Below are 26753 nucleotides of genomic sequence, written 5' to 3'. Positions count from 1 at the left end.
CAATTTCGCCTATTCTTTGTCAATCGACAAACAATAGGAACCGATATGAAAACCATCCAAGGACCAAGCCTGCACCTGGCACAATTCGCCGCCGACACGGCGCCCTTCAACACCCTGCCCGCCATCGCCGAGTGGGCGGCCGGCATGGGCTTCAAGGCCCTGCAGATTCCCGCCTGGGATGCGCGCCTGTTCGACGTGGCGCAAGCGGCGCACAGCCAGCAATATTGCGACGACCTCGTTGCCATGCTGGCGGGCCACGGCCTCGTCATCAGCGAACTGACGACGCATATCCTGGGCCAGCTGGTGGCCGTGCACCCGGCCTACGACGCGCTGTGCGACAGCTTCGCCCCGGCGCACCTGCACGGCCAGCCGGCCGCGCGCACCGAATGGGCCATCGAACAAGTGAAACTGGCGGCCATGGCCTCGAAACGCCTGGGCCTGACCGACATGGGCACGTTTTCCGGCTCGTTCGCCTGGCCCTACCTGTTCCCCTTCCCGCAGCGCCCGCCCGGCCTGATCGAAGCGGCCTTCGACGAACTGGCGCGCCGCTGGCTGCCCATCCTCGACGTGTGCGAGGAACAGGGCGTCAACCTCTGCTACGAAATCCACCCGAGCGAAGACCTGCATGACGGCATCAGCTTCGAGATGTTTTACGAGCGCGTAGGCCGCCACCCGCGCTGCAAGATGCTGTTCGACCCCAGCCACTTCGTGCTGCAGCAGCTCAATTACCTGGAATTCATCGATATCTACAAGGACCATATCCGCATGTTCCATGTGAAGGATGCGGAATTCAATCCGACGGGGCGGCAAGGCATCTACGGCGGCTACCAGTCGTGGGAAAACCGCGCCGGGCGTTTCCGTTCGCTGGGCGACGGCCAGGTCGATTTCAAGGCCATCTTCTCGAAAATGGCGCAGAACGATTACGCGGGCTGGGCGACGCTGGAATGGGAATGCTGCCTGAAGGACCAGGAGGTGGGCGCGCGCGAAGGCGTGGCCTTCATCAATGCCCACATCATTCCCGTCACCGACAAGATCTTCGACGACTTCGCCGGCGCCCCCGTCAGCGCAGAGCAGATCAATACCCTGCTGGGCATCCAGCATCACTAAACAAGGACAAACATGAACGATTTTACTCAGGCATTCACCCACGACTACGTGCGCCTCGACGGCCAGCGCCTGCATTGCGTGATCGCTGGTCCCGCCACCGGCAAACCCGTGCTCTTGATCCCCGGCTGGCCGCAAACCTGGTACGCCTGGCGCCACGTGATGGCGGCCCTGGCCGCCCAGGGCTACCAGGCCATCGCCATCGACCCGCCGGGCAGCGGCCACTCCAGCCGCCCGGCAGATGGCTACGACACGGGCACCGTGGCGGCCACCCTGCACCGCGCCATGCTGGCCCTGGGCCACGCGCAATACGATGTGGTCGGTCACGACATCGGCATGTGGGTCGGCTATGCGCTGGCCAGCGATTTCCCGCAGGCCGTGACGAAACTGGCGCTGACGGAAGCCGTGATTCCCGGTCTGGCGCCGGCGCCACCGATTTTTGTCGCGCCGTCCGACAACATCTTCCTGTGGCACTTCATGTTCAACCAGGTGCTCGATTTGCCGGAAATGCTCACGGCGGGCAAGGAGCGCGAATACATCCGCTTCATTCTCGACCGCTGGTCGTACCGCCGCGACAAGGTGGCCGTCGACGTGTATGCGGACGCCTACGCCACGCCGGGCGCCCTGCGCGCCGGCTTCGCCTACTACCGCGCCATACCCGAAACCATCCGGCAAAACCTGGAACGGGCGAAAAAGAGCCTGGCCATGCCCGTGCTGGCCATCGGCGCCGACCACGCGACGAATGACGCGCCCCTGCTGACCATGCAGGGCAAGGCGGACATCCTGCAAGGCGCCATCGTCGCCGAATGCGGCCACTTCATCATGGAAGAACAGCCGGAAGCGTTCATCGCCCACCTGCTGCCCTTCCTGGCCGGAGAAAAGTCAGGAAACAACGCATGAGCCTCGATCCGCTGATCGCCGACTGGCTGGAAGAGATAAAGGATGCGCCGCCGCCCGCCTCGCTGGCGGACCTGCGCGCGGCCACGGAAACGGGCTTGCGCCAGCTGCATGGTCCCTTGGAAGACGTCGCGTCGATCAAGGATTACGTGCTGCCGGGCGAGCATGCGCTCACCGTGCGCGCTTACGTGCCGGCCGGTGCGGACACGGAAAAAGCCCTGCCGGCCATCGTCTTCGCGCATGGCGGAGGATGGTGTCTGTGCTCGCTGGACCTGTACGACAACCCGTGCCGCGCGCTGGCCAATGCCACCGGCTGCGTAATTTTTTCCGTCGACTACCGTCTGGCGCCCGAGCACAAGTTTCCCGTGCCGCTCGATGACTTCTACCGGGCAGTCTGTTGGGTCGCCGAACATGGCGCGGCGCTGGGCATCGATGCGAAACGACTGGCCGTGGGCGGCGACAGCGCGGGCGGCAACCTGGCGGCGGCCGCCGCCCTGATGGCGCGCGACCAGGCCGGCCCCGCGCTGGCGCACCAGCTGCTGCTGTACCCGGCGCTCGATTTCGCCTTCGACACGCCGTCTTACCAGCGCTATGCGGAAGGCCATTCGCTGACCCGGGAAGCGATGCGTTTTTGCTGGTCGGCCTACCTGAACGAACCGGCCGATGGCGACAATGCGTACGCGGCGCCATTGCGCGCCGCCTCGCTGAAAGGCTTGCCGCCAGCGACAGTGCTGGTGTGCGAATACGATCCGCTGCATGACGAGGGCGAGACGTATGCGCGGCGCCTGCGCGATGAGGGCGTGGCCGCGCAATGCGTGCAGCTTGACGGCATGATCCATGCGTCCATCCACATGCCGGGCCTGACGCCAGCGGCGCGGGGATTGTTCGACGTGGCGGGACTGGCGATGAAAAAAGCGCTGCGATAGTAGACAGGAAAGGTAAAAAAACGCTGCCGGGGATGGCTCCACGGCAGCGGTTTTCGTCATTGCGTCAATCAGTCACAGCTTCACAGCGTCACTCCACCAGCTTGCGCACCTCGATGGCGTTCAGCCACTTCACATGGCGCGGACCCGTGCGGATATCCTTCGCCGAGATGAGGGCGATCTCGCCATCGCCGTCGTCGAGCGCCTTGCCGTTCTTTTCGTAGTAGACGATCACGCCTTCGCCAGCCGGAGAGTTATACAGCTCGCCCCAGGAAAACACCACCGCATAGCCATCGGTGGCCGTGGCGATGATGGCGATCTTCTTTGCGTCGTTGTGACCGGGCGCATCGAGCGCCGCCTTGTCGAGGATATCGCGCAGGCGCACGCCCTTGTAACTGGTGATGGTTTCGGCCTTGTCGCCGTTGTGGCGCGTGACGGCGATCTCTCCGCCGTTCGCGGGCGGCAACTGGCGCAGGTCGGCCACCTTCAGGGTCAAGGGCGTTGCCACCTTGCCCGTCACGGCCAACGCATGGCTCATGTTGTCGCGCGCAGGCGCGGGAACGGCGGACCACGCGGGCGCCGCGGCCAGCAACGCCACCGAGGTAAAGCCAGCCAATATTTTCTTCAACATGCTGTGTCCTTTCATGACAGTGATAAATCAGAACTGGTATTGCGCATTGGCCAGCCACGTGCGGCCCGCGCTGGGGAAACCCTCGGCCAGCGCGACATTGCGGTCGCCCAGGTTGCTCACGCCCGCTTCCAGGCTCAAGGCCGGCAAGGGCCGGACCACGGCTTTCAGGTTCACGGTGGCAAAGCTTTTCAATTCCAGCGTGTTCGAAACCCAGCGGCCGCTGTTCGCTTCCGCGATGGCCACCACGTCGACCTGGCGCGCCGCGTGCAGCACGGCGTGCGCCGTCAGCTTGTGGCGCGGCACATCCGTCAGGCGGATGGCGCGGTCGCTGATATTTTTCATGTTCGTGTACGTGTAGTTGCCGCCGAAATCGAGCCAGGCGCCGGCGCGGCCGCGCACGCCCAGTTCCACGCCTTTGATGTGCGCCCTGCCCGCATTCCGCATCTGCGCACGCACACCAGCCACATTCGCCACGCTCTGTATCTTGTCCTTTACGTCGCTGTAGAACACGGCGGCATCGAGCGCCAGCCCGCGCACGTTTGCTTGGTAGCCCAGCTCATAATTCATTGCCTCTTCCGCGCGCAAGGCCGGATTTTCGATGTACGTGCCCAGGCGCTGCGAATAGCGGTCCTTCAGGGTCGGCAGGCGCGACTTGCGCGCCACGGTGGCATATACGCGCGACTCTGGCGCCAGCTTGTGGAACAGGCCCGCCTGCAGGTCGTTGGCCGACTGATCGCCCGGCAAGGTATACCCATTGCCGGCGCTGTAGACGGTGTCCGGGCGCAGCGCGTTGCGCGAGGCGCCCAGCGACAGCTCCGTTGCCGCATTGAGGGCGATGCTGTCTTCCGCGCCCAGGGTCCACAGCGCATCCTTGTACCAGGTGGTGCGCACGCCTCTGGCGTCGAGTTCCTGGTGCTCGTCGGCCTTGTAGCTGGCCACAAAACGCAGGCTGTGCGCGGCCAGTCGGAACGATTCAAGTTCCACCGCACCGCCATTCGTGCGGTCGTTATAGATGCTGCGCCCGCCACTGACGCTGCCCTGGCCACTCGTCTTGATGGTGCTGTAGCTGCCATTGGTGAACGAGGTGATTTCATTGTCGTAGCTGTCGTGGTACAGGCGCAGTTTCAGGCGTTCCTGCTGGCCCAGACGGGTCTGCGAGACGACATACACGCTCTCCTTGTTCCAGTAAGGCCACTGCCAGTAGCGCGCGCCCACGGGATTCGTCGATGGCGGCTGGCCCTTTTCGCCATGCTGCTTGTAGTAGCTCAGTGCATACTCGTCGCCGCCCGCCGGCGTGTAGCCGACCTTGAACGACAGCTTGCGGTCCTTGCGATACGCGTTGTTGCGCATGCCGCCGTCTTCCGTGGCCGTGGGGCGGAAATCGGACGACAGGGGAAAACCGTCGCTGTCGATATACGACACGCCCGCCTGCAGATACCACAGGCCCTGGTTCGTTCCCACGTTGGCCGACACCTGGCGCTCGCTGCCCGAGCCGAATCCGACGGAGCTGTCGCCTTCCATCAAAGCCGTCGGTTTGCGCGACACCAGGTTGATGGCGCCGCCCAGGGTATTGCCGCCATACGCCACGGAACTGTAACCCTTGGCCACCTGGATGGCGGCAAGGTCGCTGGTGGTGAAACGGTTGAAATCGACGTAGCCGTCATACGGCACGTAGACGGGAATGCCGTCGATGTACAGCGGCACCTGGCGCGCATCGAAGCCGCGGATGGCGACGGTTTTCTCGTTGCGCGCATTGGTCGACAGCGACACGCCGGACAGCAGGTTCAGGGCGTCGCCCACGTTGTCGCGGTTGAAGCGGCGCATCTCGGCACGGCTCACTTGCGCCCCCACCTGCTGTTCCATTTGGCCTGCCTGCTCGCGCTGGCCGATCACCGTCACCGTGCCCAGCACGAACGGCGCAGGCTCATCTTTGCCTGCTGTCTGCTGCGCCTGCACCGTCTGCGCCGTCTGCGCCAGCGCCAGCGTCACGGCGCCTGCCATTACCTGTTTCACCATCGTCATCTTGTTCTCTTCCGTTATATATCGTCTTATATAGCGATGCTCAAAAAAAGCGACCACCTCTGCGGCGGCCGTCACGCAACAGCGCAATATACAGACGTATATTGCGATGCTCAAGCGACAAGGCGGGAAACCCCTGCGCAAGTCAATTTTCGAGGCAAATTTCATGCACTGTTTCATGCAGTGCAGCATTTCGCTGTGCGAACGAATGTTTCACAAAACGGTTGACACGCGAGATTCGGCTAGGCAAACTGATTTCCACGGAGTTCGAAAATGGATGCAAACATGACAAATATTCAGGCCGCGGCAGATCCGGAAATCATCGTCTTCAGCGACGACGAGGAAGGCAAGGACCGCCAGTTCGTCAACGCGCTGGCGCGCGGCCTGGAAGTGCTGCGGTGCTTTCGACCCGGCGAAGTCTATCTGTCGAACGCCGAGATGGCCAAGCGCACGGGCATTCCGAAACCGACGATTTCGCGCCTCACCTACACCCTCACCAAACTCGGCTATCTCAATTATTCGGACAGCCTGGGCAAGTACCAGCTGGGCGCCGGCGTGCTGGCCCTCGGCTACCGCATGCTGTCGAACCTCGACGTGCGCAAGATGGCGCGCCCACTGATGGAGGAACTGGCCGAACACGCGCAAGCCTCCGTGTCGCTGGGCACGCGCGACCGCCTCAGCATGGTCTACGTGGAAACGTGCCGCAGCAGCGCCAACGTCACGCTGCGCCTCGACGTCGGCTCGCGCATTCCCCTGACGACGACGGCCATGGGCAAGGCCCTGCTGTGCATCCTGCCGCAGGCCGAGCGCGACTATCTGATGGACCATGCGCGCGTGCACGAGACGGAGCGCTGGCCGCGCATCAAGGCCGGCATCGAACAAGGCTTCAGGGATTACCAGGACCGGGGCTTTTGCATCTCGGCCGGCGAGTGGCAGAACGACGTGCATGCCGTGGGCGTGCCCATGCTGGGTGCCGACGGCGAACAGGTGATGGCCTTCAATTGCGGCGGCCCCGCCTTTTTGCTGTCGCGCGAAAAACTCGAAGGTGACCTGGGACCGCGCCTGGTGGCCCTGGTCAAGACAGTGGAAAAAAACCTGGGCCGCGGTTAGACTGCGCGCCCCTTCTCAATGACAGCACGAGGAACCCGATGATACGCGACGAAGAAACCCTGAACATCCTGCTGGGCAGCATCTCCCGCTTCGTGCGCGAAGTGCTGGTGCCGAACGAGGCGCTGGTGGCTGAAACGGACACGATCCCGCCCGCCATCGTGGCGCAGATGCGCGAACTGGGCCTGTTCGGCCTGTCCATCCCGGAAGCCTACGGCGGCCTGGAACTGAGCATGGAAGAGGAAGTGCGGGTCGCCTTTGAAATCGCCCGCACCTCGCCCGCCTTCCGCTCGCTGATCGGCACGAACAACGGCATCGGCTCGCAAGGCATCGTCATTGACGGCACGGAAGCGCAAAAACAATACTATCTGCCCAAGCTGGCGGCCGGCGAGATCATCGGCTCGTTCGCGCTGACGGAAGCGGGATCGGGGTCGGATGCGGCCTCGCTGCGTACGACGGCCGTGCGCGATGGCGACTTTTATATTCTCAACGGCAGCAAGCGCTATATCACCAACGCGCCCGAAGCGAGCATCTTCACCGTCATGGCCCGCACGGACCCCGTCAAGCGCGGCGCCTCGGCCATCTCCGCCTTCATCGTGGAAAAGGATACGCCGGGCCTCTCGCTGGGAAAAATCGACAAGAAAATGGGCCAGCAAGGCGCGCATACCTGCGACGTCATCTTCGAAAACTGCCGCGTACCGGCCGCGAACGTCATCGGCGGCAAGGAAGGCGTGGGTTTTAAAACCGCCATGAAGGTGCTCGACAAGGGCCGGCTGCACATCGCCGCCGTCTGCGTGGGCGCGGCCGAACGCATGCTGGCCGACGCCCTCGCCTACGCGATGGAGCGCCAGCAGTTCGGCCAGCCCATCGCCGAATTCCAGCTGATCCAGGCCATGCTGGCCGACAGCAAGGCCGAGATTTACGCGGCGCGCAGCATGGTGCTCGACGCGGCGCGCCGGCGCGACAACAAGGAAGACATCTCGACGGAAGCGTCGTGCTGCAAACTGTTCGCCTCCGAAATGTGCGGCAGGGTGGCCGACCGCTCCGTGCAGATCCACGGCGGCGCCGGCTACATCAGCGAATACGCGGCCGAGCGCTTCTACCGCGACGTGCGCCTGTTCCGCATCTACGAAGGCACGACGCAGATCCAGCAAATCGTCATCGCCCGCAACATGATCAAGGCAGCGCAAAAGTGAAGGAGGCCGCGATGGACATTCCCGCCCTGCTGGCCCACTTGCCGGCGCGCCTGTCGGCCATCCCCATCTATTGGGCGGCGCGCGCGCCCGACGCGCCCGCGCTGCATGAAGGTGGCCGCAGCTGGACTTACGCCCAGCTGCAGCACGGTGTGACAAGCGCCGCGCAGCTGCTGCGCCAGCTGGACGTGCGCGCCGGCGACCGCCTGATGGTGGTGGGCGAGAACTGCGCGCTGCAGGTGGCGCTGATCTTTGCGGCGGCCAGCATCGACGCGTGGATCGTCAACGTCAATGCCCGCCTGTCGGCGCGCGAGATCGACACTATCGCCGCGCACAGTTCGGCGCGGCGCGTGCTGTTCCTGGCCGGCACCTCGCCGGAAGCGGCCGCGCATGCGGCGCGTCTGGGCGCGGCCAGCGCCACGGTCGACGGCATGGGCGAACTGCTGGCGGGCGAGTTGAACGAGGCGGCCATCGCGGAAGACACGGTGCCCGGCAACGAACAGGTGGCCGCGCTGATCTACACGACGGGCACCACCGGGCAGTCGAAGGGCGTGATGCTCACGCACCGCAATCTGCTGTTCATCGCCGCCGTCTCCAGCACCCTGCGAGGGCTGACCTGCAGCGACCGCGCCTACGGCGTGCTGCCGATTTCGCACGTGTACGGCCTGGCCTCGGTGGCCCTGGGCACCCTGTATGCGGGCGCCGCGCTGTACCTGGTGCCGCGCTTTTCCGTCGACGGCCTGCTGGCCGCATTGAAAGACGAAGGACTGACCATCGTGCAGGGCGTGCCCGCCATGTACGCCAAGCTGCTGCAAACCCTGGGCGGCCCGGACACGCCGCTGCCCACGCGGCTGCGCTTTGCGTATGCGGGCGGCTCGCCGCTGGCGCCGTCGCTCAAGCGCGACGTGGAAAAGCTGCTGGGCACCGCGCTGCACAATGGCTACGGCATGACGGAAAGCGCCCCCACCATCTGCCAGACGCGCCTGGAAACGCCGCGCCGCGACGATTCCGTGGGCATGCCCATCCCCGGCGTGGAAGTGCGCGTGGTCGACGTGGCCGGCCGGGACGTGGCGCCGGGCCAGCCGGGGGAATTATGGATACGCGGGCCGAACATCATGGCCGGCTATTACCGCGAAGCGGCCATGACGGCGGCCACCATGCGCGATGGCGGCTGGCTCAATACGGGCGACATGGCGCGCCAGGACCCGGACGGCGCGCTGTTCATCGTCGGCCGCACCAAGGAACTGATCATCCGCTCCGGCTTCAATGTGTATCCGCTGGAAGTGGAAACGGCCTTGAACGCCCACCCGTCCGTGGTGCAGTCGGCCGTGGTGGGACGCACGCTGGCCGATGGCAACGAGGACGTCATCGCCTACGTGGAGCTGGACCCGCGCCAGCCCGCCAGCGTGGCAGAATTGCAGGCCTGGCTGGCGCAGACCCTGTCGCCGTACAAGTGCCCGTCCGCCATCATCGTCATGGAAGCGCTGCCGGCAGCCGCCACGGGCAAGATTTTAAAGGGGCAGCTGCGGCAAATGGCGCAGAATGCACGATAAGTTGACCATGTAGTAGCAGACCCGACAATAGAAACAAGCCACATCACCGGAGGAGACACGATGAAACGCACCTATACACGCATCGCCATGGCAGCGCTGGTCGCCAGCGCCTGGATGGCACAGGCCAGCGCCGACGAATTCCTGGTCGGCGCGGAAATCCCGCTGACGGGCAACCTGGCGCGGGTCGGCGCCGGCATGCAGGAAGGGATCATGGTCGCGGCCGAAGTCTTCAACAAGACCAACGGCAAGCACACCATCAAGATCGTCACCGTCGACGACGAATCGGCGCCCGCCAAGGCCATCGCCGCCGTGGAAAAGCTGGCCAGCCAGGGCGTGGTGGCCATCACGGGCGGCTACGGCTCGAACAATATCTCGCCCGCCTCGGACACGGCGAATAAACTGGGCCTCGTCTACATCACCTCGGGCGGCGTGGACGACAGCCTGGTGGCCAGCGGGCGCAAGAATTTTTTCCGCATCAATAACACGGCCGGCTACGAAAAAGCCATGCTGGGACTGCTGCAGGATGTGGGCGCCAAGTCCGTCTCCATCGTGTATTCGACCAAGGACGCCACCACGGGCCTGGCCAAGGACGTGGAAAAGGCCCTGGCGGCCAAGGGCGTGAAGGTGACGACGCACTCGTTCGATCCGGCGATCACCGACTTCAAACCCATCATCAACAAGATCAAGCTGCAGGACAAATCGGAAGTGGTGGCCATGGTCGGCTATGAAAACGACTACGTGGGCATCATCCGCGCCGCCCGCGTGCTGAAACCGAAGATCAAGGCCATGGTGGGCGTGTGGTCGCTGGCCACGCCGAAAATGGCGGCCGATTTCCCCGACCTGATGCCGAACGTCTTCGGCACGGCCCTGCTGCCCTTCCCGACCGAATTCAAGACGGCCGACGGCAAGGCCTTCAGCGACGCCTACAAGCAGCTGTACAAGAAGGAGCCCGATTACCTGGGCCAGTTCGGCTATGTGCAGTCGATGCTGCTGTTCGAAGCGATCGCGCGCGCGGCCGACAAGGGCACGCTCAAGAAAGGCGGCGTGGCCGACGAGATGCGCAAGACGGACCGCGAAACCCTGATCGGCCGCGTACAGTTCGCCGCCAACGGCGACAACCAGAATTTCGTGCACCGCATGGCGCAGCACCAGGACAAGAAAGTGGTGATCGTCTGGCCGAAGGAACACGCGACGGGCAAGCTGAACTATCCTGCCCTGCCCTGGTAAGCAGCCTCCCGCTGCACACGCGCGCGCCCGCCGGGCGCGCACCGATGAACGGCAGTTCTGGCCTGCGCCAGGGCCGCCTGACGGGATGAAGACATGACAGAATTAATCTTGCAAGCCCTGTATTCGGGCTTGCTGCAGGGCGGCTCCTACGCCCTGATCGCACTGGGACTGGCGCTGGTGTTCGGCACCATGAAAGTGATCAACCTGGCGCACGGCGAACTGGTGCTGCTGGCCGCCTACATCGCCTACAGCGTGGAGTCCGGCCTGGGCCTGGGGCCGATGTTCGCCATTCCCGTCGCGCTGGTGATCGTCAGCCTGACGTCCGTGGGCGTCTACCTGATCGTCAGCCGCATCAAGAAAGACCGCGAAATCAATTCGCTGATCCTCACCTACGGCATCGGCGTGATCCTCACCAATTTCATTTTGCTCGTCTGGAAGGCCGACATCCGCTCGACCTCGTCGAGCTGGCTGCAGGAAGGCTTCGAGATCGGCCCGTTTTTCAGCATGCGCAGCGAAGTGATTTTCTTCGGCGTCAGCCTGGTGCTGATGGCCGCCCTGTGGCGCTGGCTGTCGACCAGCTGGTATGGCCGCGCCGTGCGCGCCGTGTCCAGCAACCGCGACGCGGCCAAGCTGATGGGCATCGATCCAGGTCGCACGGAACTGGTGTCCTTTCTCGTCGCCGGCATCCTGGCCGCCTTTGCCGGCGTCGCCCTGTTCAGTTATGGCGTGATCCAGCCTGCCTACGGCGGCGCGCTGACGGTGAAGGCCTTTATCATCACGGTACTGGCCGGCATCGGCTCGATTCCCGGCGTGCTGCTTGCCGCCGTGCTGCTGGGCGTGGCCGAAGCCTTGACCGTCACCCTGGCCAGCTCCGCGCTGCAGGAATTGTCGGGCATGGTGCTGTTCCTGCTGGTGCTGTTCATCATGCCGAACGGCCTGTTCGGCGCACAGCGGAGGCGCGGATGAAGCGCTCGACTTTGATTTCCACGGCAATCCTGCTGCTGGCCGCGTATGTCGCCGTGCCGCTGGCCCTGGGCGCCAACCAGTACGTGATGAGCATGGTGGTGGCGGCATTGATCATCGGCGGCGTGGCCATGTCCTGGGCCCTGCTGGGCAACCTGGGCGGCATGGTCAGCTTCGGCCACGCGGCGTTCTTCGGCGTGGGCGCGTATGTCTCCGCACTGGCCAGCGTGAAACTGGGCCTGCCCGTGTTTGCCGCCATGCTGCTGGGCGGCGCGGGCGCCGCCATTGCCGCCGTCATCATGCTGCCCGTGCTGCGGCTGCGCGGGCCGTATTTTGCGCTGGCCATCCTCGCCTACGCGCACATCTTCCGCATCCTGGCCACGGAATGGAGTGCCGTGACGGGCGGCGCGGGCGGCATCAACAATATCCCGGCCTTACCCACCGTCTTCGGCTTCGATCTGGCCAGCAAGACGGGCGCCTACCTGGTGGTGCTGACCCTGGTGGTGGCGTGCGCCCTTGCCTACAGCCGCATCCGCGCCAGCCACTACGGCATCGCCCTGCGCGCCATGCACGACAGCGAGGACGCCACGCGCGTCGTCGGCGTCAACAGCACCTTGCTGAAAGGCGCGATGCTGCTCGTGTCGGCCTTCATGGCGGGCCTGTTCGGCGCCTTCAACGCCCACTACATCAATTTTCTGGAACCCGACTACGCCTTCAACAGCCTGTGGGTGACCTTGCCGATCGTGGCGGCCATCTTCGGCGGCTACCGCACCATCCTCGGCCCCGTGCTGGGCGCCGTGGTGGTCTACCTGGTCGACCAGCTGATCTTCAAGTCGCTGATCCCCACCGGCCACCAGTTGGTGCTGGGCGTGCTGCTGGTGGCGATGATCGTCTTCAGTCCGAACGGCTTGCTGCCGCTGCTGCAAAAATGGCTGAAAAACATGTTCAAAGCGAAGGAGAAACAACATGCTTGAACTCGATAATGTGTCCGTGCGCTTCGGCGGCCTGACGGCCGTCGATGCCGTCACGTTAAAGGTGGGCAGCCACGACGTGATCGGCCTGGTGGGTGCCAACGGCGCCGGCAAGACCACGCTGTTCAATGCCATTTCCGGCCTGGTAAGCCCCACCGGCGGCGGCATCCGCTTCGAGGGACGCGACATCATGGCCACGCCCATGTACCAGCGCGCGCGCCTGGGACTGGGCCGCACCTTCCAGATCCCGCAGCCGATGCATGAATTGACGGTGCGCGAAAACCTCGTCGTGGCGCAGCGCTTCGGCACGGGCAAGGTGGACACGCGCAAGATCGATGAAATCCTCGATTTCACGAGCCTGGCGGACAAGGCGCAGCGCGACGCGGCCAGCGAACTGGCGCTGACGGAATTGAAAGCGCTGGAAGTGGCCAAGGCGCTGGCGACCAATCCGAAACTGCTGCTGCTCGATGAGGTGCTGGCCGGCCTGGAAACGAACGGCAAGCGCCGTTTCATGGGCATGCTCAAGGAGCTGCACGCCGCCTTTGGCGTGGGCATCGTCATGATCGAGCACGATATCGAAACCATCAGCAATCTGTGCCAGCGCGTGGCCGTGCTCAATTTTGGCCAGCTGATCGCCGACGGCACGCCCGATGCCGTCTTCCGCGATCCGGCCGTCATCGAAAGCTATACGGGAGCAGTCCATGCCTGAAACGATGCTGGAGATTAGCAATCTGCGCGCCGGCTATGGCGCCATCAACGTGTTGTGGGATGTGTCGCTGTCGATCCGGAAGGGCAAGCTGACCACCATCATCGGCCCGAACGGGGCCGGCAAGACGACCCTGCTGCGCGCCATCATGGGCCTGCTGCCCGTGGGTGCGGGCAGCATCGCGCTCGACGGTCAGGCCATCAACGGCACGCCCACGTGGAAGATGAGCGACGCGAGGGTCACGATGATACCCGAGGGGCGCATGACGTTTCGCGACATGAGCGTGGAAGAAAACCTGATCATGGGCGCGTTTCCGAAGGAGCACCGCAGCCACATGCCGGCGCGCCTGGCCGAAGCCTACGCCATGTTCCCGCGCCTGCACGAACGGCGCCGCCAGCTGGCCGGCTCGCTCTCCGGCGGCGAGGCGCAGATGCTGGCGATGGCGCGGGGCCTGATGTCGGACCCGTCGCTGTTGATCATCGACGAGCCGTCGCTGGGCCTGGCGCCTCTGGTGGTCAACGAGTTGTTCGAGATCCTCGCGCGCCTGAACGACGGCAAGCGCACCATCATCCTCGTCGAGCAGAACACGGCGCGCGCCGTCGGCGTGGCCGATCACGTCTACCTGATGCAAAGCGGCAAGGTGGCGCTGTCGCAGGCGGCGGTTGATGTCGACCTCGAGCACCTGCATGCGCTGTACTTTGCGCGCTGAGCGACATGCCGTGCACGGGGGTTGAGGGGCCTGCGGCCATCAATCCTCGTCCTCATCCTCGTCGTCGTCGGCCAGTTTGTCAAACACCAGCAGTTCGCTCTTGCCAAGGCCGGTCATCACGAAGGGATCGTCGGCAGGAAAGCGGCCCGTATCGACCAGCATGCGCAGCTTGCTCAAACGGTCGCCCAGCGCCAGCGCTTGCGCCTGCGGATCGGCATCGGCCTGCCCCACCTGCCCGATCGCGCGGGTGACGGAAGCGGGAAACTCCCATAATTCGGCGATCCGTACCGACAAGATGCGCGCTTGCGCAAATACCTGGGCAATGAAGGCATCCGATTGCGGAAAGGCGTCGGGCGCATGCATCTGGTCGATCAGCCGGAAGGCCACCACCAGGCCGACATTGGCCATCAGTCCCGCGAGATAGGCGTCGAAGGCGTTGGCCTGCATGGCCGGCGCGACCAGGTTGGCCGCCAGCGCGCACTTCTCGGACTGGCGCCAGATCAGCGGCGCCGTGCGGATGGTCAAGCCGCCGCTTTGCATGCTGACGATGGGACGGAAGGCGACGCGGGCCAGCAGCATGCGCATGCCGTTTTGCCCGAGCAGCATAATGGCGCCTTCCATGTTGTTGATCGACGGGCTGGCGTTGTAGCGCGAATGGTAGCGCGGCCGGTTCGCTTCGCGGTAGACCTCGGCCACCAGCAGCACATCCTGGGCCAGCTGGGCCGACAGCTTGGCCGCGCTCATGTTTTCATCTTGCAAGGTACGCATCAACTGGGGAATGATGGCCGGAATGCGCGGTATCAGCGCGGCGCCAGCGACCGGTTCACACACCAGGCGCGCCAATGCGTCCAGAATCTGCTGCTCCGCCTCCGCCGGCGCCTGCGCCGAACCGGCGGCCGCCAGCCAGCGGTAGTAAATGGCATCGATTTCGGTGATGGTCGCCGGCTGCCGTGCCATCTCGGGCGCCGCCGCTGCCGTGAGGGTCGCAGCCTTGTTTTTATCGTCGCCGCCGCTCAGTAATTTTCCTATCCAACCCATTTTATTCTTCCAGCCCTATGTGCATCACTATCGCGAAATCCGCCCCGCGATTTTACTTGATGACAGCGGCGCCGGTGCGGCGGGCGTGAGCGCTTTGTCCACCTGCCGCAACATGCTAAAGTGGCATGACATGCCCCCCTGCCCTCCCTGCCCAACAAGCGACCCATCATGAACAATCCACTTGCCCACTACCTCACCAGCCAGGCGTACAACAACGCCTGGGCCAACCACCGCCTGCTGAAAGCTTGCGGGCAGCTGACCCGTGCCGAGTTCCAGGCCACGCGCGTCAGTTTTTTCCCCACCATCCAGTTCACGCTGAACCACATCCTCACATGCGACTGGTTTTATCTCGACGCGCTCGAGCGCGAGCTGCGCGGCGAAGCGCCCCACCCCGACTGCTATATCTTTTTTGCACAGGACGAACCATTTACCGATTGCGCAACCCTGCACGCGGCACAGCGCGCGTCGGATGCGCGCCTGATCGCCCATTGCCGCAGCCTGTGCGACCTTGACCTGGCGCGGCCCGTGACGATCTTGCGCGACACCCCGCAAGTCGACACGCGCCTGCGCCTGCTCGCGCACGTGTTCCAGCACCAGATCCACCACCGGGGGCAGGTGCACGCCATGCTGGCCGGCACGCGCATCGCGCCGCCGCAGCTCGACGAATTCTATTGCGCCGGCGAAGCGGACGAGCGGGCGCAGGATTTTGCGGAGCTGGGCTGGACGGAAGACGAGGTGTGGGGAGAGCGCTGAGTTACTCCTCGCCGTGGCAGCAGACGCACAGCTTGTTGCCGTCGAGGTCGCGGAAGTATGCGCCATAGTAATGGGCGTGGTAATGGGGACGCAAGCCGGGCGGCCCTTCGCACACGGCGCCCAGCGCCAGCACGGCCTGGTGGCAGCGGTCCACCTGCGCGCGGCTGGCCGCCAGCAAGGCCGTCATCTGGCCATTGCCGGGCGTCGCCGGCAAGCCATCATGCGGCGCCGTCAGCACGAACAGGGGACGCGGCGCCTGCCGCGCCATCCAGCCCGCCCAAGGCTTGGCCGGGTCATGAAATTTTTCGATCAAATCGAGTTCTCCCAGCAAGGCCGTATAGAAGGCGTAGGCGCGGGGAAAGTCGTTGGTGCCGAGGCAGAGATGGGACAGCATATCGCTCCTTCATGAAGTCTGGCATGTGCGGCAAAGTGCGCCAGCTGATTATAATGGCGCATCACTTTCGGACCAGATCCCATGCCAGACATCGACCGTCTCCAATTGTCCCCTCCGACCAGCGCCGACCTCTCCGCCTTGCTGGCCTTCGAGCTGGAAAACCGCGCCTATTTTGAATCCTGGGTCACGGCCCGGGCGCCGTCCTACTATAGCCAGGAAGCCATCGCCGCCGCCATCGAGCAGGCGCAGCGCGAGCGCGAGCAAGACCGCGCCTATCAGTATCTGGCCAGGCTGGACGGACAGATCATCGGCAGGGTCAACCTGACTGCCGTCACGCGCCCGTATTTCAACAAGGCGGCGCTCGGTTACCGCATCGGCGAACAATTCGGCGGACGCGGCTACGCCACGCGCGTCGTGGCCCTACTGCTGGAAGAAGCATTCGGTCCACTGGAACTATGGCGCCTGGAAGCGACGGCGCGGCCGCAAAACCTGGGCTCGGTCGCGGTCATGCAGCGCAACGGCTTTCACCAGTATGGGCGCTCGGAAAAAGCCATGCATTTCCAAGGCGCCTGGTCGGACTTGCTGTATTTTGAACGGCGCAACGAGCGCGCCGGCATGGAATAAGACCGAGCAGTTGCTCTATTGTGGGACCGTTTCTCACCCTGATATTATAAAATAGGCAAATATCACATTCAGGGAACAATATGCACAATACAGATAAAAAAGCCTACCTCGTCGGCGGCGGCATCGGCTCGCTGGCCGCGGCCGCCTTCATGATACGCGACGGCGGCATGCAAGGCAGTAACATCACCATCTTCGAAGCGGCGCCCGTGACGGGCGGCAGCCTCGATGGCGGCGGCAATGCCGCGGATGGCTACACCTTGCGCGGCGGGCGCATGCTGACCACCGACAATTACGAATGCACCTGGGACTTGTTCAAGAGCATCCCCTCGCTCGAGCATGCGGGCCAGAGCGTCTACGACGAAACCATCGCCTTCAACGAACGGCATATTCCCCACTCGCGCGCGCGCCTGGTCGACCGCAACCGTTTCAAGGTCGACGTCAGCAGCATGGGCTTTTCCATGCAGGACAGGCTGGAACTGCTGAAGCTGACGGAAGCCGATGAAGACGCCCTGGGCAGCAGCGCCATCACGGACTGGCTCTCACCCGCATTTTTCGACACCAAGTTCTGGTACATGTGGGCCACCACGTTCGCCTTCCAGCCCTGGCACAGCGCCGTCGAGTTCAAGCGCTATCTGCACCGTTTCATGCTGGAGTTTTCGCGCATCGAGACGCTGGCCGGCGTCAAGCGCACCGTCTACAACCAGTACGATTCGCTGGTGCGCCCGCTGGTCGCGTGGCTGCAGGAGCAAGGCGTGAACATCATCATGGATTGCGCGGTAACCGATATCGAAGTGCAGGAATCCGAAGGCCGCCTGAGCGCCACCGCCATTGCCTGCCAGCGCCGCGGCATGGCCGACGTGATTCCTGTCGCTGCCGGCGACCTGGTCTTTTTCCAGAACGCCTCGATGACGGATGCATCGAGCTATGGCAGCATGCACAGCGCGCCGGCCAAGCGCACGAAGAACGACAGCCACGGCTGGCGCCTGTGGGAAAAGCTGGCCGAGGGCCGCCCGCAACTGGGTCGCCCCGCCGCCTTCAACAGCAGCATTCCCGAATCGTACTGGGCCTCGTACACGGTCACCCTGAAAGACAGCGCCTTCTTCGACAGGATGGAACAATTCACTGGCAACAGCGCGGGCACGGGCGGCCTCGTCACCTTCAAGGACAGCAACTGGTTCATGTCCATCGTGCTGGCGCACCAGCCCCATTTCGCGGGCCAGCCCGAGGGCGTGCAAGTGTTCTGGGGTTACGCGCTGCACCCTGACCGCATCGGCAACTTCGTCGCCAAGCCCATGTCCGACTGCAGCGGCGAGGAAATCCTGCGCGAGCTGTGCGGCCATCTGAATTTCGACCTCGACATGATGGCCACGGCCAACTGCATTCCCTGCCGCATGCCTTACATCACCAGCATGTTCATGCCCCGCGCAAAAAGCGACCGCCCGCTGCCCGTGCCGGCCGGCTCCGTCAACCTGGCCTTCGTCAGCCAGTTCGTGGAAATTGCCGACGACGTCGTGTTTACGGTGGAATACTCGGTGCGCGCGGCGCAGACGGCCGTCTACCAGCTGCTCGGCGTGCCGCGCGACGTGCCGGCCATCCACGCGCATGACAAGTCGCTGAAGGTCAAGCTCGATGCCGTCATCAAGGCCTTCACATAAGCATATTTTCCCGCGTCAACGGCGTTTTCATCCCATCGGGCGCGCCTTTGCGACAACGCAAAGCACGGCGATATCGGACTGATAACGTCGAGGTCCGGGAATCTTCCCTACTTTGCCAAGTCCAACATGAAACTGCGTCACCGCCTGTTCGAACATGTGCTGCTGGTGCTGGCCTTGGCCCTCGTCATCTTTGCCGCCGCCATCGTGCTGGCACGCATGACGCAATGGGCGGAAGCGCAGGAATTGCCCGCCTACCTGATACAGGGCATGCATCTGGTCGGCAAGGTGCTGTTTTTCCTGGACGGCTGCATCGTCATCGCCGTCAGCAGCATCCTGGCCGCCAGGCTGTTCCGCCTGCTCACCAAGGAGGATATATGATCAATCTACACTACCTGTTCACGCTACACCATCCGCGCCGCTTCTGGTGCGGCGCCATCGTCATCGCCGTGGTCTCGGCCATCCTGCTGGGCCCCTGGCTCGACAGCGCTCCATGGCTGGTAGCGATCCCCCTCGTCGCCGGTGGCTTGCTGGTGGCGCTGGGCGAACTGTGGGATGAAGTGCATGGCAAGCGTCTGCCAAACGGCAACGACGATACGAAAGCGCCGTGCCGCCATCCCTGATGGCTGGCACGGTGATGCGTGCACGCAACAGCGGTCACGCCATCGGCCCCGCATGCGCTTGATTTAAGACTGGCTTCAGCCTCGCCGTGCATCGTGCATAGGACGCCAGCAGCAATGGCGCCTCCCTTCACCATCACGGGCACAGCCCAGCGAAAGAGCCGACATGAGCACATGGATGCGCGCCAACAAAGGTTTTTTGATGTTTCTCCTGCTGTTCGGCGTGTTCCGCACGGCCGTGGCGGACTGGAATCCCATCCCGTCGGCCTCCATGCGCCCCAATCTGCTCGAGGGCGACGTGGTCTTCGTCAACCGCCTCGCCTTCAACCTGAAAGTGCCGCTCACCGATATCGTGCTGCAGCGCCTCGGTGAACCGCAACGGGGCGACATCGTCACCTTTTCCTCGCCGAAAGACGGCACGCGCTTGATCAAGCGCATCATCGCCCTGCCCGGCGACACGGTGGAAATGCGCAATGAACAGCTGGTCATCAATGGCCAGCCCGCCCAGTACACGGCGCTCGACACGGCGCCCGAAACCATCGCCCACGTGGGCCAGCTGACGGCGCAGCGCATCAGCGAGCGCAACGCGACCGAGCAGCACCGCATCCAGGTCTTGCCGCAAATCGCCGGCGCGGCGCGCAGCTTTGCCCCCGTGACGGTGCCGGCCGACCATTTCCTCATGCTGGGCGATAACCGCGACAACAGCGCCGACTCGCGCTACTTCGGTTTCGTGCCCCGCGCATTGCTGATCGGCAAAGCCGAACGCATCCTCGTCTCGGCCAATATCCAGGAGCATTGGCAGCCGCGGCTGCAGCGTTTCGGCATGAAACTGGAGTAAACCTCGCCCTCGCAACGGCGCCGCGCTTTTCGGTTAGCATGGCGCATCATGCAAAACTTTTCTTCAGCCAGCCAGCAGCCCGCCAGCGCGCACCACACCCTCGAGCAGCTGGCGCAGTTCCTCCAGCGCCATCCTGACGTGCTGTTGCTGACGGGCGCCGGCATCAGCACGGCGTCCGGCATACCCGCTTACCGCGACACGGAAGGCGTGCGGCGCGGCAATGCCCCCGTACAAGGCCCCGATTTTCGCCGCCAGGAAGCCGTGCGCCGCCGCTACTGGGCGCGCAGCATGGTGGGCTGGCCCACGCTGGCGCGCGCCACGCCGAATCCCGGTCACCTGATCATCGCGCAACTGGCACAACATCAGCAGATCGGCGGCCTGGTCACGCAAAACGTGGATGGCCTGCATCAGCAGGCAGGCAGCGCCGCCGTCACGGAGTTGCACGGCAGCATACATGGCGTGATCTGCCTTGATTGCCGGGCACGCCATACGCGCCGATTGATCCAGGATCAGCTCGAACGCGACAATCCCCAGATGTTGGGGGCCACGGCCACGCCGGCGCCCGACGGCGACGCCTTGCTGGAACCGTCCCTGCTGGCCACCTTCCACGTGCCGGCATGCCCCCGCTGCTGCGGCACCCTGCAGCCCGACGTGGTGTTTTTCGGCGATGGCGTACCTGCCGCCTGCACGGCCGAAGCCGAAAGCAAGATGCACGCGGCCAGCGCCCTGCTGGTGGTGGGCTCGTCCGTCATGGTGTATTCGAGCTTTCGCCTGTGCCGCATGGCGGCCGAGACGGGCAAGCCCGTGGCCGCCATCAATATGGGCAAGACGCGCGCCGACCATTTGCTGGCATTCAAGACCGATGCCCCGGCACAAGACATCCTGCCTGCATTAGCGGCCATGCTGGGCTGATCCCGTGCCGGCCCCGCGCCGCTCTGGCTATACTGTGCAATTAACGAGGAGAATTCATGCTGGAACTGTTGAGTGAACACGCCTGTTTTGGCGGCGTACAACGCTTTTATCGCCACGACGCGCAAGCCATCGGCTTGCCCATGCGTTTCTCGGCCTTCATTCCCGACACGGCGCCAGGCGGCGTGGTCGCCACCAAACGCCCTGCCCTGTTTTATCTGGCGGGCCTGACCTGCACGGAAGAAACGTTCATGATCAAGGGCGGCGCGCAGCGCGTGGCGGCCGAGGAAGGCGTGATCCTGATCGCCCCCGACACCAGCCCACGTGGCGCGAACATCGCCGGCGAGACGGACGCCTGGGATTTCGGCGCGGGCGCCGGCTTTTACGTGGACGCCACCGAGGCGCCGTGGAGCAGCCACTACCGCATGTACAGCTATATCCTGGAATTGCGCGCGCTGCTGGAACAGGAACTGGCGATCGATGCGCAACGCACGGGCATTTTCGGTCACTCGATGGGCGGCCATGGCGCGCTGATGCTGGCCTTGCGCAATCCTGCGCTGTTCCGCTCCGTCTCCGCCTTCGCCCCCATCGCCGCGCCGAGCCAATGTCCATGGGGCAAAAAGGCATTCACGGGCTACCTGGGCAGCGACGAGGCCAGCTGGCAGCAGTACGACGCCAGCGCACTGATGCGCGGCCTGCAGGGCCGGCCGCCGCTGTTCCCGGAAGGCATCTTGATCGACCAGGGCCTGGCCGACAAATTCCTGCCCGAGCAACTCTACCCCGAGGTGTTCGAAGCGGCGTGCCGCGACGCGGGCCAGCCCTTGCGGCTGCGCCGCCATGCCGGCTACGACCATGGCTATTACTTCATCGCCAGTTTCATGGAAGAGCACGTGCGCTTCCATGCGCGTACGCTGCGCGCCGCCTGATCTGCCGCCTTACTGCGCCGTGCTGGTATGCCCGTTGAAATGGCGCGTGTACCAGTCCGTAGCCAGCAAGGCCGCCTGGTGGCGCGTGTCGGGGCCGCCGGGGGCGGCGATCTGTTCCAGTTGCTTGTCGCAGCGCAAGGTGGCAAACGCCATGCGGTTCAGGCCGGCCACGTCGGGGTCGCGCCCGCCCACGATCAGCAACGATGGCACGCGCACGTTTTCCAGCGCCGCCTTGCCCGCCATTTCCACCTGGCCATCGCAGACGGCCAGCGCGGCGATTTCCGCACTGCGCCAGGCTGCCAGCTGCATCACGACGGCCGCGCTGGTGCCATAACCATACAGGCCGCAGGGCAAGCGCCGGGTGGACGGGTCCACTTGCAGCCAGCCCAGCGCTTTTTCCAGCTGGCGCGCCAGCAACACGATATCGCTGCGCACGAAATACGCGTGGCCATTGCTGCCGCCGCCAGGCTCGACGCCGCCCTGGTCGAAGCGCAGGGTGGCGATGCCCGCTCGCAGAAAATCCTGGGAGGTGGCATGGCTGGAAGCGCCCAGATAGTCGCTATCGGCGCCCGCGCCGTGGGCAAACAGGACGATGCCCACGGGCCGCTCGGGCATTTCAAGCACGCCGTCCATTTGAAGTTCATCGGCCGTGATGCTGACAAATTGTTCTTGCATGGCTGCCTCCGCTATCGAGCTGACATCAAGCTGCTGTTGCACAGATTTTGCGCTGATCTTGCCGGAACGGGCACCGCCTGCGCGCCCTGAGCGGCAAGCCTCAGTGTACCAGCCTGCGTCCGTTCACGCGCGGCGCGCGTCAAATTTGCCCTGCGCCCGCATCAGACGGCGCCGTGCCGGTCCAGCCCCTTCAGCACGGCTTCCGGGCGGATCGGCAAATGCCGCACGCGCGACGCCACGGCGGCAAAGATGGCGTTGCCGATGGCCGGTGCCACAGCCGTGGTGGGCGGCTCGCCCATGCCCGTCGACGTTGCCGTACTGACAACGAATTCGATGTCGAGTTCGGGCACGTCGGCCATGCGCAGCGGCGTGTAAGTGTTCAGGTTGGTATCCTTGACCTCGCCATTCAGGAAAGCCGTGCCTTCATGCAAGGCCATGCTCACGCCCCACAGGGCGCCCCCTTCCGCCTGCGCCAGCGCGCCGTCGGGGTCGACGATGCTGCCCGCATCGATCACCATGAACAGCTTTTCGACTTTCACCATGCAAGTACTGCGGTCCACTTTCACTCTGGCAACACAGGCCGTCCAGGTGGGCATGTCGCGTTCCTGGCCGAACGTGGCGGCGATGCCCAGGCCCGTGTCGGGCGGCATGACCGTGCCCCAGCCCGCCTTGTCCGCCACCCGCCGCAGCACGTGGGCCAGGCGCGCGGCGCCGCCGACGGCGTTCGGCGCGCTGCCCGCATTGCGCCCCGTCGCCTGCAGCAAGGACAAACGAAACGCCAGCGGATCGACCTTGGCCGCCTGCGCCGCCTCGTCCATGAAACTTTCCACTGCCCAATTCGTCCAGCCCGGCCCCACGGAGCGCAGCCAGCCGGGGCGAAAACTGCTGTTGGCCAGGTCGTTCGACACGGCCCGCACGCGCTGCGCGCCCACCGCATACCAGTGGTCGGCGCCGGCGATGGCGAACGGGTCATACGGATGGCCCTGCTTATCCTTGGCCAGGAAGGCGGGGATCATCGCTTGCGTGGGCCAGCCCGCGCTGGCCTCGTGCACCATCGCCGACACCTTGCCGGCATCATCGAACGCCATGCGCACGTGCTGCACGGACGGCGAACGGGGCGAATCGAAACGGGCATCGTCGGACCGCGTGCAGATCATCTTGACGGGGCGCCCCACGGCTTGCGCCGCCAGCGCGGCCGGCACGCAATAATCGCCATTCAAACGCCGTCCGAAGCCGCCGCCGAGCAGATAAGTATGCAGCATGACACGGCTCTCCGGCACTTTCAACGCCTGCGCCAGCACGGGCAATATCAACGACTGCCATTGATTGCCCGCATGGATATGCCAGACGCCGTCGATTTCCTGCGCCAGCGCATTCACCGGTTCCAGCTGGAAATGCAGCACGGTGCTGGTCGTGTAGTGGCGTTCCAGTTGCAGGCTGGCATCCTTGAACGCTTGCTCCACGCCATCATCGTCGACCACGCGGGCGCCCAGACTCGCATCGGCCAGCTGCTTGCCCGCATAGCTGACGATATCCTGCTCCGCCACGTGGGCCGCCGCGCCGACCCGCCATTTCACCTGCACCAGCTCGGCCGCGCGCATGGCGGCCGCATACGTTTCGGCCACCACCATGACCCAGCCAGGCACCGTGCCGCTGGGGTCCTGCAGCGCCACGCTGCGCAGATAGCCGTTCACTTTCTTTGCCGCCGAGTCGTCGATGGAGACCACCCTGGCACCGTAGCGCGTGGGCGGGATCTTCGGGCGCGCATACAGCATGCCCTCCACGTGCGCATCGATGCCGTACACGGCCGTGCCATTGATTTTCGCGGGGATATCGAGCGCCTGCACCTGCTGGCCGATCAGCCTGCGCTGCTGCGGCGTCTTCAGCACGATGGCTTTCAGTTGCTCGGGCGTGTACTGGCGCGCCAGCTTGCCACGGCGCACGATGTCGCCATAGCCGATCGAGCGTCCCCGGCCATGCACGACGCCCAGCTTGGCGTGGCAGGCGGACACGGGCACGCGCAGCAGGCGCGCGCCCTCTTCCACCAGCGCGAGGCGCCCGGCCGCGCCGGCCCGGCTGAGCGGGTCGAAATTCTGCCAGACGGACCAGCTGCCGCCCGTCACCATCAAGCCCCATTTCGGGTCCGTGTCCACGTAATGCAGGCGTACCTTGCTCCAGTCCGCTTCCAGCTCCTCGGCGACGATGCGCGCCAGGGCGGTGCCGATGTGCTGGCCCATTTCCGCCTTGGCGATATTGACGGTGACGATGCCGTCGCGGTCGATCTCGAACCAGATGGTCGGATCGAACACGGGCGCGGCAGGCTTGAAGGGCGGGGCAGGCGCCGCCTTGCCGGCGGCCGATGAGCTGTCGGCGCGCAGGAAGGCCAGCGTAAATCCCGTGCCGGCGGCGGCGATCAGGAAACCGCGCCGTCCCAGCGCGCTGGGACGGGTCCCTGAATTTTCTTTCGGCAACTTAAACACCGGGCGCCTCCTGCATGCCGGCCGCCAGTTTAATGGCCTTGCGGATCCGCACATACGCCATGCAGCGGCACAGGTTGCCGCTCATGACGGCATCGATATTCGCATCGGTCGGCTGCGGATAGTCTTTCAACAGGGTGGCCGCCTGCATGATCTGGCCCGACTGGCAATAGCCGCACTGGGGCGCCTGCGTGGCAAGCCACGCACGCTGCAGCGGGTGCGTGCCATCGGGCGACAGGCCTTCGATGGTGGTGATGGCGCAGCCGGCCACGGCGGCAATCGGCGTGATGCAGGAGCGCATGGCGCGCCCATCGACGTGCACGGTGCAGGCGCCGCACATGCCGATGCCGCAGCCAAACTTCGTGCCTTTCAGATGGGCTTCATCGCGCAGCACCCACAGCAGCGGTGTTTCGGCATCGGCCTCGGAGCCGAAGGGCTGGCCATTCACGGTCAGGTTATACATAAGTGTTATAGATAAGTGTCATTCATAAGAAATTTTCATATTTACTTGCCGGCGCGAGCGCGCGCCACGGCCGCTTCCAGGTTCGTCCAGGCTGGCTGGCGGCTGCGGCTGCGGCGCAGATAGGCGGCCAGCTGGGCCACGTCGTTGTCCGTCAGCGAGGCGGCAAAGCCCGGCATCAGCACGCCGGACATGGCTTCGTCCTTGCCGATGCCATGCAATATCACCTGGATCAGGTTGGCGGGATCGGGCGCGCTGACGGCGCTGTTCAAGCTCAGTTCCGGGCGCAAGGCCGCGGGTTTTCCATCGCTGTTCGAATGGCACGACGCGCAGGCTGCCACGTACAGGCTGGCGCCACGGTCATTGTCGACCAGGCTGACGCGCTGCGACCGTTCGATGCCGGCTTTCACCACGGCATCCGCATCCACCTTGCGCTGCTCGGCCCCGGCCACGCCGGCAAAATACACGGACAGCGCGCGGATATCGCTATCGGGCGACGCGCCCATGCCTTCATGCACGACGGCCGACATGGGACCTGCCGCCACGCCGTGCAAGGCCGTCGCCCCCGTGCGCAAAAAAGCGTACAGCTCGTCCTGCGTCCACGGCAGGGGCGCCGTGTTGGCGCTGGTCAAGGCCGGCGCATACCAGTGGTCGATGGACGCGCCCAGATAGGCCGAAGCGGCAAGCTCGGCACCGAGCGCATTGCGCGGCGTGTGGCAGGCGGCGCAATGCGCGAGGCCTTCGGCCAGGTAGCGGCCCCGGTTCCAGTCCAGCCCTTGCGCGGCATCAAGCTGATACGTCGCCGGCTTGAAAAACAGCAGCTTCCAGCCCGCCTGCAAGGGCCGCAGGTTCAAGGGGAAAGGCACGCTGTTGGCGGGCGCCACCGCGTACACGGGCGGGCGCGTCATGAAATACGCGTACAGGGCCGTCAGGTCGGCATCCGAGACCAGGTTGAAATGGGTGTACGGAAAGACCGGATACAAATGGGCGCCATCGCGGCCCACGCCTTCGCGCATGGCCCGCTGGAAAGCGGCCAGCGACCAGCGGCCGATGCCCGTCTGCCTGTCGGGCGTGATGTTCGTCGCATGGATCGTGCCGAACGGCGTAGCCAGGCCGTGGCCGCCCGCGTACTCGGCGCCGCCCTTGGCCGTATGGCAGGCGGCGCAATTGCCCATGCCGGCCAAGATGCGGCCCCGCTCCACCGCTTGCGGGGAAAATGCCGTAGCGGCGGGCGGATCGATGGGCGCCAGCGCGGGGCGCCAGTAAACCAGGTAGGCGGCCAGCGCCGCGACGATGAGCAATGCCAGCGACAGCAGCAGGCCGGTGAAGATTTTCTTGAGCAAAACAGGAACCAATGAAAAGTAAAGGCCAGGGTAAAAGCAAG

At 64.7% G+C, this 26753-nt stretch carries 27 protein-coding genes; 19 read left to right on the top strand and 8 right to left on the bottom strand.

The genetic code is table 11. The features are described from left to right. Positions 1-45 precede the first annotated feature (45 nt). The 3 genes from CBW66_RS23620 to CBW66_RS23610 are packed head-to-tail and all read left to right on the top strand — an operon-like array spanning position 46 to position 2927. A complete protein-coding gene (locus CBW66_RS23620) occupies positions 46-1107 on the top strand; it encodes a sugar phosphate isomerase/epimerase (RefSeq protein ID WP_086139573.1) in 1062 nt (353 codons plus the stop codon). Between the two features lie 12 nt (positions 1108-1119). Beyond that, positions 1120-2004: an alpha/beta fold hydrolase gene (locus CBW66_RS23615; protein WP_086139572.1), complete on the top strand. Its 885-nt coding sequence runs from the start codon at positions 1120-1122 to the stop codon at positions 2002-2004. Continuing rightward, complete coding sequence (locus CBW66_RS23610) at positions 2001-2927, top strand: alpha/beta hydrolase (protein WP_086139571.1); 927 nt, start codon at positions 2001-2003, stop codon at positions 2925-2927. Before CBW66_RS23615 ends, CBW66_RS23610 begins: the two co-directional genes overlap by 4 nt. Before the next feature lie 88 nt (positions 2928-3015). On the opposite strand, the gene CBW66_RS23605 is transcribed toward CBW66_RS23610, so the two are convergent. Beyond that, on the bottom strand, positions 3016-3555 hold the full coding sequence (locus CBW66_RS23605) for a molybdopterin-dependent oxidoreductase (RefSeq protein WP_086139570.1): 540 nt from the start codon (positions 3553-3555) through the stop codon (positions 3016-3018). A gap of 27 nt (positions 3556-3582) precedes the next feature. Next, positions 3583-5577, bottom strand: a complete 1995-nt coding sequence (locus CBW66_RS23600) for a TonB-dependent siderophore receptor (protein WP_205701175.1) — start codon at positions 5575-5577, stop codon at positions 3583-3585. A 282-nt stretch (positions 5578-5859) separates the two neighbouring features. Here CBW66_RS23600 and CBW66_RS23595 point away from each other — a divergent pair, with 282 nt between their 5' ends. The 8 genes from CBW66_RS23595 to CBW66_RS23560 all read left to right on the top strand — a co-directional run bounded on the left by CBW66_RS23595 (position 5860) and on the right by CBW66_RS23560 (position 14003). Further along, positions 5860-6684, top strand: a complete 825-nt coding sequence (locus tag CBW66_RS23595; RefSeq protein ID WP_086139594.1) for an IclR family transcriptional regulator — start codon at positions 5860-5862, stop codon at positions 6682-6684. Between the two features lie 38 nt (positions 6685-6722). Next, positions 6723-7877: an acyl-CoA dehydrogenase family protein gene (locus CBW66_RS23590; protein ID WP_086139569.1), complete on the top strand. Its 1155-nt coding sequence runs from the start codon at positions 6723-6725 to the stop codon at positions 7875-7877. A gap of 11 nt (positions 7878-7888) precedes the next feature. Then, a complete protein-coding gene (locus CBW66_RS23585; protein ID WP_086139568.1) occupies positions 7889-9427 on the top strand; it encodes a class I adenylate-forming enzyme family protein in 1539 nt (512 codons plus the stop codon). 60 nt (positions 9428-9487) lie between these two features. Then, positions 9488-10654, top strand: a complete 1167-nt coding sequence (locus tag CBW66_RS23580; RefSeq protein WP_086139567.1) for an ABC transporter substrate-binding protein — start codon at positions 9488-9490, stop codon at positions 10652-10654. A 93-nt stretch (positions 10655-10747) separates the two neighbouring features. Continuing rightward, positions 10748-11620: a branched-chain amino acid ABC transporter permease gene (locus CBW66_RS23575; protein ID WP_086139566.1), complete on the top strand. Its 873-nt coding sequence runs from the start codon at positions 10748-10750 to the stop codon at positions 11618-11620. Beyond that, complete coding sequence (locus CBW66_RS23570; RefSeq protein ID WP_086139565.1) at positions 11617-12591, top strand: branched-chain amino acid ABC transporter permease; 975 nt, start codon at positions 11617-11619, stop codon at positions 12589-12591. The genes CBW66_RS23575 and CBW66_RS23570 overlap by 4 nt, the downstream gene beginning before the upstream one ends. Further along, positions 12584-13297: an ABC transporter ATP-binding protein gene (locus CBW66_RS23565; RefSeq protein WP_086139564.1), complete on the top strand. Its 714-nt coding sequence runs from the start codon at positions 12584-12586 to the stop codon at positions 13295-13297. The genes CBW66_RS23570 and CBW66_RS23565 overlap by 8 nt, the downstream gene beginning before the upstream one ends. 4 nt (positions 13298-13301) lie before the next feature. Next, the gene (locus CBW66_RS23560) at positions 13302-14003 is read left to right on the top strand and encodes an ABC transporter ATP-binding protein (RefSeq protein ID WP_086139563.1); all 702 of its coding nucleotides are present in this window, start codon (positions 13302-13304) and stop codon (positions 14001-14003) included. Between the two features lie 39 nt (positions 14004-14042). Here the strand turns inward: CBW66_RS23560 and CBW66_RS23555 are convergent, their stop codons facing one another. Continuing rightward, positions 14043-15041, bottom strand: coding sequence for an HDOD domain-containing protein (locus CBW66_RS23555; protein ID WP_086139562.1), 999 nt, complete (start codon positions 15039-15041; stop codon positions 14043-14045). A gap of 168 nt (positions 15042-15209) precedes the next feature. On the opposite strand from CBW66_RS23555, the gene CBW66_RS23550 reads away from it, so the two are divergent. Beyond that, entirely contained in the window at positions 15210-15794 is a 585-nt protein-coding gene (locus CBW66_RS23550) for a DinB family protein (RefSeq protein ID WP_086139561.1), read from the top strand. A gap of 1 nt (position 15795) precedes the next feature. Here the strand turns inward: CBW66_RS23550 and CBW66_RS23545 are convergent, their stop codons facing one another. Then, positions 15796-16188: a VOC family protein gene (locus tag CBW66_RS23545; RefSeq protein ID WP_086139560.1), complete on the bottom strand. Its 393-nt coding sequence runs from the start codon at positions 16186-16188 to the stop codon at positions 15796-15798. Positions 16189-16269: 81 nt separating this feature from the next. Here CBW66_RS23545 and CBW66_RS23540 point away from each other — a divergent pair, with 81 nt between their 5' ends. The 7 genes from CBW66_RS23540 to fghA all read left to right on the top strand — a co-directional run bounded on the left by CBW66_RS23540 (position 16270) and on the right by fghA (position 21757). Then, on the top strand, positions 16270-16812 hold the full coding sequence (locus CBW66_RS23540) for a GNAT family N-acetyltransferase (protein ID WP_086139559.1): 543 nt from the start codon (positions 16270-16272) through the stop codon (positions 16810-16812). Positions 16813-16892: 80 nt separating this feature from the next. Then, positions 16893-18467 carry an oleate hydratase gene (locus tag CBW66_RS23535; RefSeq protein WP_086139558.1) on the top strand — a complete coding sequence of 525 codons (1575 nt, stop codon included), beginning with the start codon at positions 16893-16895 and terminating at the stop codon, positions 18465-18467. Between the two features lie 126 nt (positions 18468-18593). After that, a complete protein-coding gene (locus CBW66_RS23530; RefSeq protein ID WP_086139557.1) occupies positions 18594-18845 on the top strand; it encodes a hypothetical protein in 252 nt (83 codons plus the stop codon). Then, positions 18842-19087 carry a hypothetical protein gene (locus CBW66_RS23525; RefSeq protein WP_086139556.1) on the top strand — a complete coding sequence of 82 codons (246 nt, stop codon included), beginning with the start codon at positions 18842-18844 and terminating at the stop codon, positions 19085-19087. The genes CBW66_RS23530 and CBW66_RS23525 overlap by 4 nt, the downstream gene beginning before the upstream one ends. Before the next feature lie 163 nt (positions 19088-19250). Further along, a complete protein-coding gene (gene lepB, locus CBW66_RS23520; protein WP_086139555.1) occupies positions 19251-19922 on the top strand; it encodes a signal peptidase I in 672 nt (223 codons plus the stop codon). Positions 19923-19970: 48 nt separating this feature from the next. Next, positions 19971-20834 (top strand): NAD-dependent protein deacetylase, encoded by an 864-nt coding sequence (locus tag CBW66_RS23515; protein ID WP_086139554.1) that lies wholly within the window; start codon positions 19971-19973, stop codon positions 20832-20834. A gap of 56 nt (positions 20835-20890) precedes the next feature. Continuing rightward, positions 20891-21757 (top strand): S-formylglutathione hydrolase, encoded by an 867-nt coding sequence (gene fghA / locus CBW66_RS23510; RefSeq protein ID WP_086139553.1) that lies wholly within the window; start codon positions 20891-20893, stop codon positions 21755-21757. Positions 21758-21766: 9 nt separating this feature from the next. Here fghA and CBW66_RS23505 read toward each other — a convergent pair whose 3' ends face one another. The 4 genes from CBW66_RS23505 to CBW66_RS23490 form a co-directional block, all read right to left on the bottom strand. Then, the gene (locus CBW66_RS23505; protein WP_086139552.1) at positions 21767-22432 is read right to left on the bottom strand and encodes a dienelactone hydrolase family protein; all 666 of its coding nucleotides are present in this window, start codon (positions 22430-22432) and stop codon (positions 21767-21769) included. Positions 22433-22593: 161 nt separating this feature from the next. Then, positions 22594-24912 carry a xanthine dehydrogenase family protein molybdopterin-binding subunit gene (locus CBW66_RS23500; RefSeq protein WP_086139551.1) on the bottom strand — a complete coding sequence of 773 codons (2319 nt, stop codon included), beginning with the start codon at positions 24910-24912 and terminating at the stop codon, positions 22594-22596. Then, a complete protein-coding gene (locus tag CBW66_RS23495; RefSeq protein ID WP_086139550.1) occupies positions 24905-25372 on the bottom strand; it encodes a (2Fe-2S)-binding protein in 468 nt (155 codons plus the stop codon). Before CBW66_RS23495 ends, CBW66_RS23500 begins: the two co-directional genes overlap by 8 nt. A gap of 41 nt (positions 25373-25413) precedes the next feature. Then, positions 25414-26712 carry a cytochrome c gene (locus CBW66_RS23490; protein WP_086139549.1) on the bottom strand — a complete coding sequence of 433 codons (1299 nt, stop codon included), beginning with the start codon at positions 26710-26712 and terminating at the stop codon, positions 25414-25416. Positions 26713-26753 lie beyond the last annotated feature (41 nt).

Source organism: Janthinobacterium sp. GW456P (assembly GCF_002127655.1).
Classification (GTDB): Bacteria; Pseudomonadota; Gammaproteobacteria; order Burkholderiales; family Burkholderiaceae_D; genus Janthinobacterium.
Note: the sequence above shows the minus strand (reverse complement) of the source record. Positions and strands in the feature narration are given on the sequence as shown.

Coding starts and splice junctions, on each gene's coding strand:
- CBW66_RS23565 (WP_086139564.1), top strand. CDS start 12,584: ATGCTTGAACTCGATAATGTGTCCGTGCGCTTCGGCGGCCTGACGGCC.
- CBW66_RS23545 (WP_086139560.1), bottom strand. CDS start 16,188: ATGCTGTCCCATCTCTGCCTCGGCACCAACGACTTTCCCCGCGCCTAC.
- CBW66_RS23495 (WP_086139550.1), bottom strand. CDS start 25,372: ATGTATAACCTGACCGTGAATGGCCAGCCCTTCGGCTCCGAGGCCGAT.
- CBW66_RS23620 (WP_086139573.1), top strand. CDS start 46: ATGAAAACCATCCAAGGACCAAGCCTGCACCTGGCACAATTCGCCGCC.
- CBW66_RS23535 (WP_086139558.1), top strand. CDS start 16,893: ATGCACAATACAGATAAAAAAGCCTACCTCGTCGGCGGCGGCATCGGC.
- fghA (WP_086139553.1), top strand. CDS start 20,891: ATGCTGGAACTGTTGAGTGAACACGCCTGTTTTGGCGGCGTACAACGC.
- CBW66_RS23575 (WP_086139566.1), top strand. CDS start 10,748: ATGACAGAATTAATCTTGCAAGCCCTGTATTCGGGCTTGCTGCAGGGC.
- CBW66_RS23610 (WP_086139571.1), top strand. CDS start 2,001: ATGAGCCTCGATCCGCTGATCGCCGACTGGCTGGAAGAGATAAAGGAT.
- CBW66_RS23595 (WP_086139594.1), top strand. CDS start 5,860: ATGACAAATATTCAGGCCGCGGCAGATCCGGAAATCATCGTCTTCAGC.
- CBW66_RS23525 (WP_086139556.1), top strand. CDS start 18,842: ATGATCAATCTACACTACCTGTTCACGCTACACCATCCGCGCCGCTTC.
- CBW66_RS23505 (WP_086139552.1), bottom strand. CDS start 22,432: ATGCAAGAACAATTTGTCAGCATCACGGCCGATGAACTTCAAATGGAC.
- CBW66_RS23560 (WP_086139563.1), top strand. CDS start 13,302: ATGCTGGAGATTAGCAATCTGCGCGCCGGCTATGGCGCCATCAACGTG.
- CBW66_RS23540 (WP_086139559.1), top strand. CDS start 16,270: ATGCCAGACATCGACCGTCTCCAATTGTCCCCTCCGACCAGCGCCGAC.
- CBW66_RS23515 (WP_086139554.1), top strand. CDS start 19,971: ATGCAAAACTTTTCTTCAGCCAGCCAGCAGCCCGCCAGCGCGCACCAC.
- CBW66_RS23605 (WP_086139570.1), bottom strand. CDS start 3,555: ATGTTGAAGAAAATATTGGCTGGCTTTACCTCGGTGGCGTTGCTGGCC.
- CBW66_RS23530 (WP_086139557.1), top strand. CDS start 18,594: ATGAAACTGCGTCACCGCCTGTTCGAACATGTGCTGCTGGTGCTGGCC.
- CBW66_RS23570 (WP_086139565.1), top strand. CDS start 11,617: ATGAAGCGCTCGACTTTGATTTCCACGGCAATCCTGCTGCTGGCCGCG.
- CBW66_RS23580 (WP_086139567.1), top strand. CDS start 9,488: ATGAAACGCACCTATACACGCATCGCCATGGCAGCGCTGGTCGCCAGC.
- CBW66_RS23590 (WP_086139569.1), top strand. CDS start 6,723: ATGATACGCGACGAAGAAACCCTGAACATCCTGCTGGGCAGCATCTCC.
- CBW66_RS23600 (WP_205701175.1), bottom strand. CDS start 5,577: ATGACGATGGTGAAACAGGTAATGGCAGGCGCCGTGACGCTGGCGCTG.
- CBW66_RS23585 (WP_086139568.1), top strand. CDS start 7,889: ATGGACATTCCCGCCCTGCTGGCCCACTTGCCGGCGCGCCTGTCGGCC.
- lepB (WP_086139555.1), top strand. CDS start 19,251: ATGAGCACATGGATGCGCGCCAACAAAGGTTTTTTGATGTTTCTCCTG.
- CBW66_RS23550 (WP_086139561.1), top strand. CDS start 15,210: ATGAACAATCCACTTGCCCACTACCTCACCAGCCAGGCGTACAACAAC.
- CBW66_RS23555 (WP_086139562.1), bottom strand. CDS start 15,041: ATGGGTTGGATAGGAAAATTACTGAGCGGCGGCGACGATAAAAACAAG.
- CBW66_RS23615 (WP_086139572.1), top strand. CDS start 1,120: ATGAACGATTTTACTCAGGCATTCACCCACGACTACGTGCGCCTCGAC.